Source organism: Marinobacter segnicrescens, from assembly GCF_900111555.1.
In the GTDB taxonomy this organism is placed as follows: Bacteria; Pseudomonadota; Gammaproteobacteria; order Pseudomonadales; family Oleiphilaceae; genus Marinobacter; species Marinobacter segnicrescens.
Window position 1 is genome coordinate 1 of record NZ_FOHZ01000016.1, and the last position, 11,725, is coordinate 11,725.

An 11,725-nucleotide genomic window follows, 5' to 3' on the forward strand; every position below is an offset into this window, starting at 1 on the left:
CTACAACGGCCCCATACGACAAGCCTGCCACAGGCAGGCATCGACCTGCTTCGCAGGGCCTGAAGAACCCCTACGCCAGCCACAAAAAAGCCCCGGCACCTTCCAGCTCCGGGGCTTGTGGCAACCTAACGCCTCGCTAGATAAAGGCCATCCAGGGTAGCGTCCACAGACCGAAGGCAACCATTGATGCACCGGCAATCTGGCGGAACCAGCGATTTGTCCGCAATCCCTGAATCCAGGTAGCGGCAAGTCCTGTGCCTAGCATGGAAGGAAGGGTGCCGAGTCCGAAGAAGAGCATGGTCCCGGCAGCGGCAGTGGTGGTGGGCTGTAGTGCGGCCCACCCCAGAGTGCTGTACACCAGTCCACAGGGAAGCCAGCCCCAGAGGGCGCCGAGGGAGAGTGCCTGAAAGGGGTTGCGAACCGGCAGTAATTTTGCCGTAAGTGGCTGAAGTCGCCGCCATACCGGACCGCCAACTTTCTCCACATGGCGTATGCCATTCCACCATTGCCCCATCGAGAGTCCCATCAGGATCAGCAGGATTCCTGCGAGGGTGCGAAGTAGCGGTCCAAGGGCGCCCCAAGAGTTCGTGGCGCTTACGCTAAGCCAGGCGATGAGGGTCGCAATCAGCACATAGGAACCAATACGGCCCCCATTGAAGGCCAGTAACATCAGTATCTGGCGGAAGCGGTAGCCCCGGCCTACGGGCAGTGCCATAGAGAGCGAAGCGCTGATACCGCCGCACATGCCCAGGCAATGGGTGCTGCCCAACAGGCCAATGACGAAGGCGGCAGGGTAGCTGAGGGCAAGGTCCTGCAATTCAGGCTCCCTTTTCCGGATTATCATCCTGTGGGGTTTGATCGCCATCCACGAATTCTGTAGTCCTGTCCTCGGCGGAGGCTGACGGGTTGGATCGCTGGTGGGGTTGCTTGGCATCCTCGGGAATCATGTCCCGGTCGTCGTCATAGAGGATTCGGTGGGCAGGGCCCTCCAGGTCGTCATACTGGCCACTTTTTACGGCCCAATTGAAAACCAGTACGCCAATGGTCACCAGGATAAGCGTAATCGGGATAAGTATCAGCAGAATGTTCACAGCAGTATCACCTTGTTCCTCAACCGGGCTTGACCTCTTCCTGGCCCCTTGAGATCGTTTGTGGTTGGTTCTGCGTCCGGCTCCCGGGCTTCTCCTGGCTCAGTCTGAGGGCGTTGAGTACAACCACCAGGGAGCTCAGGGACATGCCAATAGCCGCCAGCCAGGGCGGTACCAGGCCTGCTGCAGCTAACGGTAGCGCCAGCAGGTTGTAGCCCAGGGCCCACATCATGTTCTGTCGAATAATACGCCGTGTTTCCTGGCTGGCGTCAATGGCTTGCACCAGTAGCTCCAGCTTTCCACCAAGGAGAATGCCGTCTGCCCGGAGCTGGGTCAGGTCCGTTGCAGAACCCATGGCTACGGAAACAGCAGCGCCCGCCATGGAGGGCAGGTCGTTCAGTCCGTCACCCACCATCATGATCTTCTTTCCACCGTCCGCAAGAGCCTGCAGGTGAGCGAGTTTGTCTTCCGGCGAAGCGCCACCAATTGCTTCATCGATGCCCAGCTCAGCGGCAATCCGGGCTACGTGGTTTGACCGATCGCCGCTGAGCATCACGGTCTTGATGTTTCGTGACTGAAGGGTTCGGACCGTCTCCACTGCATCGGCACGCACACGGTCATCAATGAGCAGGCGAGCCTGTACCTTGCCGTCAACCGCTAGCCAGAGGTCAATGCCCTGGGCCTGGTCCGGAGGTGTTATCTCGGTTCTAGTGGAGGTTTCGATGAAGGCGCGGTGGCCGATGACAACGGATTTGCCTCGCCATTGACCGGTCAGGCCCTGGCCAAGATGATTGGAAACCCCGTCCACTGTCTCTGCCTTGATCCCACGGAACACTTCGGCAATGGGGTGCTCGGAGTGCTGCTCCAGGCCGGCGGCCAAGGACAGTATTTGTTGCTCCGGGAGATCGCCGACCAGTGTAACACCGAGCAGGTGAAGCCTACCTTCCGTCAGTGTGCCGGTTTTGTCGAAGACAATCGTGTCGATATCCCCGAGAGTCTCCAGGGTATGTCCGCGGGTAGGCAGAAAGCCCAGTTTGCGTAATTTCAGTGTGGCACTGGTCAGGGCGGTCGGTGTTGCCAGCGATAGCGCGCAGGGGCAGGTGACCACCAGTACAGAAAGGGTAATGTCGAAGGCATTATCGGCACCGGCAAGCCACCAGCCTATCCATACCAGTGGGGCAATAACCAGGACCCGGCTGACAAACACACCGGCTATACGATCCGCCATGCGGGCGATGCGAGGTTTTTCCGACTGGACCCGGTCCAGTATACGTAGAATGCCGGAAAGTCGGGTGCGGCTACCGGTACGGAGCACTTCGACTTCGATAGGGCTTTCGCCGTTGATGCTGCCTGCGAATACCTCGTCTCCGACTCCGTGGGACTCGGGGAGGTACTCACCGGTCAGGGCCGCTTCATTCAGGGTTGAGTGACCTGCGACAATCACACCGTCAACAGCCAGGGTTTCGCCGGGCTTGATTCGGATGCGGTCCCCGGTCTTCAGCTGGTGAGCGGCGACTACCTCTGAATCAGACCCAAGGATACGCGTGGCGACCCTTGGCTGATAACTGCCCAGCGCGGCCCCGGTGAGACCGGCACGGTAACGGGCGCGGGCTTCGATGAAACGGCCCAGCGACAGGAAAAAGGTGAACATGCAGACAGATTCAAAGTACACCTCATCACCGCCGAAAAAGGTAACCCAGGCACTGGCCGCGTAAGCCAGGCCTATGGCAGTGGCAACCGGTACATCCATGGTCAGGTGGCGGGAGCGTACATCACGAATGGCATTACTGAAAAAAGGCCGGGCGCTGTATACCACCACCGGTGTGGCGACCAGCAAGCTGAACCACCGGAACAGCTGTATGAATTCAGGAGACAGCTCACTGATCATTTCAAAGTACAGGGGCACCGCCAACATCATGCTCTGCATGGTGCCAATGCCGGCAACGAGGAGACGGATGATGGCGGTGCGGTTTTCTGCCTTGAGAGCCTGCTCCGCCTCGTCTGCATGATAGGGGGAGGCGGTATAGCCCAACTCGTGGATAGCGATCAGGAGGTCACTGAGACAGGTCTCCTCGGGGGACCAGACCAGCCTCGCTCTTTGGGTGGTGTGATTGACGGTAAATGAAATCACGCCCGAGTGGGCGGCAAGGTGGCGTTCCAGCAACCAGATGCAGGCGGCACAGGTGATGCCGCCGATCAGTAGCTGGGCCTCTTGTCCGCCTTTCACCGGAGCTACGAACGCCTCCTGCGCAGCCGGATGATCCAGCTCTCGCAGCCGTTCCACGTCAGCAGGGGAAAGGGATCGGGGCGTAACCGCTGGGGCTGTGCGGAACTGGTAAAAGCTGTCCAGGCCTTCCAGGTGAATGGTGTTGAAAACGGCCTGGCAACCATGACAGCAGAAGGCCTGATCCGGATGGTCCGGGTCGGGCACTATGGCCTGCTCTGGCTTTACCGGCTCACTGCAGTGAAAGCAGGGAAGTGTTTCAGCCACGTTCTGGGTCGTTGGGCCGCATCACGATGGCTGAGTCGGCCGGGAAGTGGCCTTCACCCTTGATGCGCCAGTCTGAGGACGGTCCGCTCACATCCAGGTACCAGCGCCCGTCGATATTGCCGGCTATCTGTCCCCGGTAGTGGCCCTCGCCGGTGGGGCTGAGCTGAATGATGCGGTCCTGCTCGCCCATGGTGGGGTGGAATAGTTGGAGTATCAGGTATTCCGGTGCCACGCCGGTGCCTTCGTCGCTACTTGCGAGGGTAACCTCAAGGTTGCGACCGGTCTGCTGGATGCGGGCCTCCAGGCCCAGTTCGGCAGCCTTGGCATCCCTTGCCAGGGACTGATTGATTGCGAGGCCTTCCTTGGAGTAATCGTCCACGACCATGGACGTATGCGTCGTCATTGAAAGCGTGATGGCGACGATACAGTAGGTTATGGATGCTGCGGGGAACAGAACCAGAAACCAGAACCATGGCTGACGGAACCAGGGACGTGAGGCTTCGTGGTCTTCAAAACGTGCAGTTTCTGACATGTCGGACTCTTCAATGGATCAGCAAGCAGCCCGCCGGAACGGGCTGTCTAAAGTGTTTAGCGGGGCCTTGGACCGACAAAACGACTGTCGGTTTCATCGGAAACGCCGCTGTCGTCGGTGGCTTCAATACGGAACGTGATTGAAGTGTTGATATCGTCAAGATCGTCCGGATTCACTTCGACGACCACCGGTACGGAACGAAGGTCACCTGCTGCAACCTGAACCGGCTCGTTGCCCCGGAGCAATCGCGCGGTTTCGATGCCTTCCAGGCCAATACGGAACTCCCGGGGAACTTCCGCCATGTTATTGATCTTCAGTGTGTAGGTGTTTTCGACCCAGCCATTGCCGTTATAGCTGAACAGCGCACCACGGTCGCGGATCACATCCAGTTCCACCGGCACACGTGTGGCAATGGTAACAACAACCGCCCCTATCATGAGCATCAGCAATGCTCCGTACCCGAAGGTGCGGGGACGTAGCAGCTTTGACGGACGGCCCTCCAGTTCATTCTCCGTGGTATAGCGAATCAGGCCCCTGGGGTAGTCCATCTTGTCCATGACGCTGTCGCAGGCGTCGATACACAGGGCACAGCCAATACATTCGTACTGAAGGCCATCACGGATATCGATGCCGGTGGGGCACACCTGCACACATAGGCCACAGTCAATACAGTCGCCAAGACCCAGTTCTTTCCGGTCAGCGGATTTCTTGCGGCTACCCCTGGGTTCCCCGCGGTTTGGGTCATAGGACACGATTCGGGTGTTGCGATCGAACATGACCGACTGGAAACGAGCGTATGGGCACATATACAGGCAAACCTGCTCGCGCATCCAGCCCGCATTCAGGTAGGTAGCCACGGTGAAGAAGCCAACCCAGAAATAGGCCCAGCCATTGGCGCCAAGTGTGAACAGATCCGCCAGCAGTTCACGGATCGGATAGAAATAGCCCACAAAGGTAACGCCCGTAGCGAATGCGATCAGCAGCCAGCTCACGTGCTTTGCTGATTTCCTTATCATCTTTTCTGGCGAGTTGGGCGCCTTGTCCAGCCTCATACGCTTGGTGTGGCTGCCCTCGATACGCTCCTCGACCCACATGAAAATGAACGTCCATACGGTTTGCGGGCAGGTATAGCCGCACCACACGCGACCAAACAGGGTCGTTATGAAAAACAGGCCAAAGGCGCAGATGATCAGCATGGCAGCAAGCAGGAAGAAGTCCTGCGGGAAGAAGGTCATGCCGTAGAGGTGGAATTCACGGGCTGGCAGGTCGAAGTGGATCAGCGGTTCGCCATCAATGGTGATCCATACGAACAGAAAATACATGCCCATCAGGGCCATCAGGCTGAAAAAGCGGATTCGCTGGAACAGGCCCTTGATTTCCCGCACATAGATCTTCTTGCGGCTGGCATAGAGTTCGACGGTTTCCGGATTTTTCTTGTTGTTTTTGTCGGAGGGGCCGTCAGTGTTCGGGTCAATCTGCTGGACCGGAATCTGACTGCTCATCATTACCTCCTGATGGTGACAGGCTCGCGCATTGCCAGAATGGTAAGACACTTCGGCCTGGGGATCTTTTCAAGCCTGGGTCCGCAGGGCAGGCCCAGGGTTGAAAAGACCGGGCGCCACAATCAACGGCGCCTGGCTTTCACTTCTCAGTTGTTGGACAGGCTGTACACGTAACCGGCCAGAATGTGGATCTGATCGTCGCTCAGGCGGCCACCCTGGGCCGGCATGACGTTCTGACGACCGTAGACCACAGTCTCTTCGATCCACTCGTAGGTGCTGCCATAGAGCCAGGAATCGTCGGTCAGGTTGGGCGCACCCAGCGCCTGGTTGCCGGTACCGTCCGCTCCGTGGCAGGCCACACAGGCCTGAGCGTAGACTTCGGCACCCGCTTCTGCGGCAGCCTTATCCTGTTCCCGGCCGCTGAAGCTCAGTACATAGTTTACCACCTGGTCAACCTGCTCAGCTGTCATGTTTGGCATGGTGCCCTTGGCAGGCATATTGCCCTGGCGGCCATTGTGCAGTGTTTGCAGGATAGTGTCCGGGTCGCCACCGTACAGCCAGGCATCGTCAGTCAGGTTGGGGAAACCAACGGAACCGCGACCGGCTGAGCCGTGGCATACGGCGCAGTTGTTGGCAAACAGGCGCTGACCCATCTCCATGGCGTCTTCGTTACCCGCCAGTTCAGGAATCGGGGTGCTGCCATACTGGGCATAGATTTCGCTGTAGCGGGCTTCGGCCTGCTGCACTTCCTCTTCCCACTGCTTTTCCTGGGTCCAGCCCAGCAGGCCCTGCCAGTTGCCCAGGCCCGGGTACAAGGCCAGGTAGATCAGGGCGAACACACAGGTGCCTACGAACAGGTAGAACCACCATTTTGGAAGCGGGTTGTCATACTCCTCGATACCATCGAAGGAGTGACCCATGGTCTTTTCGGTTTCGGTGTCGGTGGTCTGGCTCTTGCGGGTGGCGAAGAGAAGCCACCAGCAGCCAAAAATGGTACCGAGCACGATCACACTGATCCAGATGCTCCAGAAGGTACTCATTGTTTTTTCTCCGTTTTGTCCTGTTTCAAAGTGCGCTCGGCAATTTCGTCGTCATCAAAGGGCAGTTGAGCCGCCTCGTCGTTCGCCTTCTTCCGGTGAGCGCTATACGCCCACCAGACGATGCCAAAGAACGCGACCATTACCAGAAGGGTCTGGATGCCCCTGAAGTCATTGAGATCCATCGAAATCACCGTTTGTCTGAGATCACTGTACCCAGTTGTTGCAGGTAGGCGACCAGAGCATCAATTTCGAACTGGCCACGGACGTCTTCTGCGGCACCTTCGATTTGCTCATCTGTGTAAGGCACACCCAGTGTCTGAAGGGTCCTCATCTTCTGGGCGGTCTTGGTATGGTCGACCTTGTCCTCGAACAGCCAGGGGAATGCAGGCATGTTGGACTCAGGCACTACGCTGCGCGGGTCAAACAGGTGCATGCGCTGCCATGCATCCGAGTAACGGCCACCCACACGGGCCAGGTCCGGACCGGTACGCTTGGAGCCCCACAGGAACGGACGTTCGTAAACGAACTCGCCCGCAACGGAGTAATGGCCATAACGCTCGGTCTCGGCACGGAAGGGCCGGATCATCTGGGTATGACAGACGTGGCAGCCTTCCCGGATGTAGATATCACGGCCTTCCAGTTCCAACGGATCCAGTGGCTCAAGGCCGGCCACCGGTTCGTTGGTTTCGTCCAGGAAGAACAGGGGAACAATCTCGGCCAGGAAGCCGCCGCTGATCACGAACAGGATCAGCACGGTCATCAGGCCAAGCTTCTTTTCTACAATTTCGTGTCTCATCTTGAACTAAGCTCCTGATCAGGCCGGCTGGGCCGCGACGTTGTCAGCGGCGACCGCATCTTTCTGGCGGATGGTCATCCATACGTTCCAGGCCATGACGAGCATGCCGGTGAGGAAGATGGCACCACCGATGAAGCGCACCAGGTAACCAGGCCAGGAAGCTTCAAGCGCCTGTACAAAGCTGTAGGTCAGGGTGCCGTCGTCGTTGACCGCACGCCACATCAGGCCCTGCATGATGCCGTTGACCCACATGGCCACGATGTAGAGCACGGTGCCAACGGTCGCCAGCCAGAAGTGCACGTTGATCAGGCCGATGCTGTACATGGCCTTGATACCCCAGAGTTTCGGAATCAGGTGATAGATCGCACCGATACTGATCATCGCAACCCAGCCAAGGGCGCCGGAGTGAACGTGGCCGATGGTCCAGTCGGTGTTGTGAGACAGGGCGTTTACGGTCTTGATGGACATCATCGGGCCTTCAAAGGTGGACATGCCGTAGAAGGACAGGGAAACCACCAGGAAGCGCAGGATCGGGTCGGTGCGCAGTTTGTGCCAGGCACCTGACAGGGTCATCATGCCGTTGATCATGCCGCCCCAGGAGGGGGCCAGCAGGATGAGGGACATGACCATACCTGCGGTCTGGGCCCAGTCCGGAAGCGCTGAATAGTGCAGGTGGTGGCCACCGGCCCACACGTAGGTGGCGATCAGGGCCCAGAAATGGACGATAGACAGGCGATAGGAGTAGACCGGACGGTTCGCCTGCTTGGGTACGAAGTAGTACATCATGCCCAGGAAGCCAGCGGTCAGGAAGAAGCCCACCGCGTTGTGACCGTACCACCACTGCATCATGGCGTCTGTCACACCCGCGTAGGCGGAGTAGGACTTGAACGCAGAAGCCGGCAACGCCATGTTGTTGCCGATATGGAGTACCGCGATGGTCAGAATGAAGGCGCCGTAGAACCAGTTGGCCACGTAGATGTGAGGTGCGCTGCGCTTGGTGATCGTGCCGAAGAACACGATGGCGTAGGTCACCCAGACGACGGCGATGGCTATATCGATCGGCCACTCGAGCTCGGCGTATTCCTTTGTTGAGGTAAGGCCAAGGGGCAGGGTGATGGCGGCGGAAACAATGATGGCCTGCCATCCCCAGAAGGTAAAGGCCGCCATGCCGTCCGAGAACAGTCGTGCCTGACAGGTACGCTGGACAACGTAGTAGGACGTTGCGAACAGGGCACTACCACCAAAACCGAAGATCACAGCATTGGTATGTAACGGCCGTAAACGACCGAAGTGGGTCCAGGGCAGGTCGAGGTTCAATTGCGGCCACACCAGCTGTGCTGCGATCAGCACACCCAGCGCCATACCCACAATACCCCATACGACCGTCATGATGGCGAACTGCCTCACCACCTTGTAGTTGTATGTCAGGTTTGCATTCACTGTGCTCATAGCCTTACCAATGGATTCAAGGGTGGGAAAGAAAATCGGCGCAAGTATGGAGAATCGATGACCTGTTTGCAATGACTCAGGTCAACTCCATTCGTGACCGTAATACCGCTGAAATCAGTGTGATGGCGAATCTGTTTGATCTTTGAGTGGTGTACAATTGACCCATTTTTCCGATATTCATCAATAAATACCGAAAGCTGGCGACGATGGGTTGATTCGCGACCATTTGACGCACCGGAGAGGACATACCTCAGAATCAGCTTAGTTGCCTTCGGAGAGGTTGCAACATGCAAGACCTGATCTATGAACCAGCCATTGCGGATCCTGGTTATGCCCCAGGGCTGATCCTTGCCCATGGCGCTGGCGCGGGCAGTGACAGCCCTTTTATGAGCCGCCTTGCCCGGAGCCTGGCTGAATCCGGAATCCATGTGTGGCGGTTCGAATTCCCCTACATGCTCAAGCGCCGTGCTGATGGCCGTAAGCGGCCACCCGATCGGCAGCCGGTGCTGCTGTCCCACTTTGCTGGCGTCGTTGGTCACTGTCATTCGCTCATGAGCCCGGGGCAAACGCTGGTTATCGGGGGGAAATCCATGGGGGGGCGAATGGCATCCTTGTTGGCGGCTTCCCGCGAGTGCGCTTACATAAAAGGTGTCGCCTGTTTTGGTTACCCGTTCCATCCGCCAGGAAAGCCAGACCGCTGGAGGACGGACCATTTTATGGAGATCCCATGTCCGCTGGCGATCTTTCAGGGTACCCGTGATCCGTTCGGCAAGCCTGAGGAACTGGCGGCCCGGCCTGGCTTGCCCGCCCGGGTGAGCGTGCACTGGCTCGAAGGCGGCAATCACGATCTGAGACCTTTGAAAAAGCAGGGGTTGGATGAGAATGCCCTGATAGACGAGGCGGCGGCCAGGGCGGCTGCTTTTATAGGCTCACTTGAGTAGGCTATGCAACCCGGTCCAACTTTTCCGGGGGAACCCTTTTACTTGCCAGTGCCGAGGTAGCCTGATGGACGTTCCGCTGAATCAACTGCTTGCCTTTTGTAGGCCCGGCTTCGAGTCAGAGGCTGGCCGCGAGCTGACCGATGCGGCAGCAACGAAGGGTGCGTGGGGGTACTTCACGCCGCAGCCTGGCACAGGCTGGCTGCGCTTTACCCTGGCCGGGGGGCTTGATGCACCTTCGCTGCTGCGGCAGGTGCCGCTGGAGTCCCTGGTCTTTGTCAGGGACTGGCAGGTATTGCTCGCTGAAATGGCGCTGCCGGCCAAGGATCGGGTGGGAGCGGTGGTTGAAGTGCTGAGCGATGGTGGTGTCGAGTTGGTCCGCACCTGTGCCAGGGTGGATGTGCGGGTTGGGGAAAACAGCAGCGACCCGGATCTCGGGCGCTTTGCCCGCAAGTGGGTAGCGCCGCTATCCCGGGCGCTGAGAGGGGCCGGGTTGCTGGGTGCTGAGGTGGACAGTTCAGTCGGAGATCGACTGGAGATTCTGCTCCCGGATTTTGGATCCGCTCTGATCGGCATGAGCCTGGCCAATAACCGGGCCCGCTGGCCTATGGGTATCCCCCGACTGAAGTTGCCGGCTTCAGCGCCCAGCCGATCTGCGCTCAAGCTGGAAGAGGCCTGGAAAGTGCTACTGCCGGCTGACCGTGCCCTGGACTACCTGGGGGGCGGAAAGACCGCTGTGGACCTTGGTGCGGCTCCTGGTGGCTGGACCTGGCAGTTGGTGCAGCAAGGCATGCAGGTGACGGCGGTCGACAACGGGGCTATGGAAGAAGGGTTGATGGCGACAGGTATGGTCACCCATGTCCAGGCCGATGGTTACCTGTGGCGACCGAAGCGGGCAGTGGACTGGATGGTGTGCGATATCGTCGACAAGCCCCGGCGTACCGCGTCCATGGTCAGTGACTGGTTCACTGACCAGTTGTGCCGTTACAGTATTTTTAACCTCAAGCTGCCCATGAAAAAACGCTACGACGAGTGGTTGCTTTGCCGGGAGTTGTTGCAGTCCCGACTTGCCGATGCACCGTTCGGAGTGGGCCTCAGGGCCCGGCAGCTTTACCACGACCGGGAAGAGATTACCTGCTTCCTTGAGCGGACCGACTGATCGGTTCGCCCTTTCAGCACTGGTGGAGAATGGTGATCTTCTCGTCCAGGTCCATCATGGGCTTTACGTCGTTGAGCAGTTGTTGACGCTCGGTCGAGTGGTACCAACGGTCCCAGTCGGCCTCTGATCGCCAGTTTGCCAATGTGATCCGGTGGTTCGGGTCATGGGCGTTCACCAGTGTTTCGCCGGAAATGAATCCCGGAGCGGCGACCGCGTTCTGGAGAATCGCCCGGGACCGCTCCTCGTAGGCGGTTTCAAGGGTTTCAGCGATATGACGTTCGATCAGGACTCGAATCATGGGTACCTCTCAGCTGACAGTCGCTATAACAGTCGGGCGCGTTTCTGGTCTAAAATAGACCTGTATGACAGTAATTTAGCACTTGAACCGGGAAAATCCATCAGGTTTGTACGTAAACCTGGGGACGGGGCGGAAAAGCCTGCCGGTGCACTGCGGGAGGTGACTATGGCGGAAACTGCTGACCAGGATGCCGAGCTTGATGCGCGCGGGTTAATGTGTCCCGAGCCGGTAATGATGCTCCATAACCGGATAGCCGATGTACCGGTAGGTGGTGTTTTGCGGGTGTTGGCTACGGACCCCTCGACAACCCGGGATATTCCCCGCTTCTGTCAGTTCCTGAACCATGAGTTGCTCAGGCAGGAGCAGGCGGAGGACCAGTATCTGTTCTGGATCCGCCGGGGCGCCTGAATGGCGGACCGGCGATAAACCCCG

At 58.5% G+C, this 11,725-nt stretch carries 13 protein-coding genes; 3 read left to right on the forward strand and 10 right to left on the reverse strand.

The window, feature by feature from the left end:
• Nucleotides 1-136: 136 nt before the first annotated feature.
• The 9 genes from BM036_RS14145 to ccoN all read right to left on the reverse strand — a co-directional run bounded on the left by BM036_RS14145 (nt 137) and on the right by ccoN (nt 8,898).
• Complete coding sequence (locus tag BM036_RS14145; RefSeq protein ID WP_091853480.1) at nt 137-844, reverse strand: sulfite exporter TauE/SafE family protein; 708 nt, start codon at nt 842-844, stop codon at nt 137-139.
• Nucleotides 819-1,091: a cbb3-type cytochrome oxidase assembly protein CcoS gene (gene ccoS / locus BM036_RS14150; RefSeq protein WP_091853482.1), complete on the reverse strand. Its 273-nt coding sequence runs from the start codon at nt 1,089-1,091 to the stop codon at nt 819-821. Before ccoS ends, BM036_RS14145 begins: the two co-directional genes overlap by 26 nt.
• Before the next feature lie 19 nt (nt 1,092-1,110).
• On the reverse strand, nt 1,111-3,579 hold the full coding sequence (locus BM036_RS14155) for a heavy metal translocating P-type ATPase (protein ID WP_091853485.1): 2,469 nt from the start codon (nt 3,577-3,579) through the stop codon (nt 1,111-1,113).
• A complete protein-coding gene (locus BM036_RS14160) occupies nt 3,572-4,111 on the reverse strand; it encodes a FixH family protein (protein ID WP_091853487.1) in 540 nt (179 codons plus the stop codon). The genes BM036_RS14155 and BM036_RS14160 overlap by 8 nt, the downstream gene beginning before the upstream one ends.
• A 56-nt stretch (nt 4,112-4,167) precedes the next feature.
• Complete coding sequence (gene ccoG, locus BM036_RS14165; RefSeq protein WP_091853489.1) at nt 4,168-5,613, reverse strand: cytochrome c oxidase accessory protein CcoG; 1,446 nt, start codon at nt 5,611-5,613, stop codon at nt 4,168-4,170.
• Between the two features lie 146 nt (nt 5,614-5,759).
• Complete coding sequence (gene ccoP, locus BM036_RS14170; protein ID WP_091853491.1) at nt 5,760-6,653, reverse strand: cytochrome-c oxidase, cbb3-type subunit III; 894 nt, start codon at nt 6,651-6,653, stop codon at nt 5,760-5,762.
• Entirely contained in the window at nt 6,650-6,835 is a 186-nt protein-coding gene (locus BM036_RS14175; RefSeq protein WP_091853493.1) for a cbb3-type cytochrome oxidase subunit 3, read from the reverse strand. Before BM036_RS14175 ends, ccoP begins: the two co-directional genes overlap by 4 nt.
• 5 nt (nt 6,836-6,840) lie before the next feature.
• The gene (gene ccoO / locus BM036_RS14180; protein ID WP_091853495.1) at nt 6,841-7,449 is read right to left on the reverse strand and encodes a cytochrome-c oxidase, cbb3-type subunit II; all 609 of its coding nucleotides are present in this window, start codon (nt 7,447-7,449) and stop codon (nt 6,841-6,843) included.
• Nucleotides 7,450-7,467: 18 nt separating this feature from the next.
• Nucleotides 7,468-8,898 carry a cytochrome-c oxidase, cbb3-type subunit I gene (gene ccoN / locus BM036_RS14185; RefSeq protein ID WP_091853497.1) on the reverse strand — a complete coding sequence of 477 codons (1,431 nt, stop codon included), beginning with the start codon at nt 8,896-8,898 and terminating at the stop codon, nt 7,468-7,470.
• A gap of 386 nt (nt 8,899-9,284) precedes the next feature.
• Between ccoN and BM036_RS14190 the strand changes: the two genes are divergently transcribed.
• Together BM036_RS14190 and rlmM are read left to right on the forward strand one after the other, a co-directional pair.
• The gene (locus BM036_RS14190) at nt 9,285-9,839 is read left to right on the forward strand and encodes an alpha/beta family hydrolase (protein WP_342714480.1); all 555 of its coding nucleotides are present in this window, start codon (nt 9,285-9,287) and stop codon (nt 9,837-9,839) included.
• Between the two features lie 76 nt (nt 9,840-9,915).
• Nucleotides 9,916-10,995 (forward strand): 23S rRNA (cytidine(2498)-2'-O)-methyltransferase RlmM, encoded by a 1,080-nt coding sequence (gene rlmM, locus BM036_RS14195; RefSeq protein ID WP_091853618.1) that lies wholly within the window; start codon nt 9,916-9,918, stop codon nt 10,993-10,995.
• Nucleotides 10,996-11,008: 13 nt separating this feature from the next.
• On the opposite strand, the gene BM036_RS14200 is transcribed toward rlmM, so the two are convergent.
• Complete coding sequence (locus BM036_RS14200) at nt 11,009-11,293, reverse strand: antibiotic biosynthesis monooxygenase family protein (protein ID WP_091853502.1); 285 nt, start codon at nt 11,291-11,293, stop codon at nt 11,009-11,011.
• 165 nt (nt 11,294-11,458) lie between these two features.
• On the opposite strand from BM036_RS14200, the gene tusA reads away from it, so the two are divergent.
• Entirely contained in the window at nt 11,459-11,701 is a 243-nt protein-coding gene (tusA, locus tag BM036_RS14205; protein ID WP_091853504.1) for a sulfurtransferase TusA, read from the forward strand.
• The last annotated feature ends 24 nt before the right edge of the window (nt 11,702-11,725 follow it).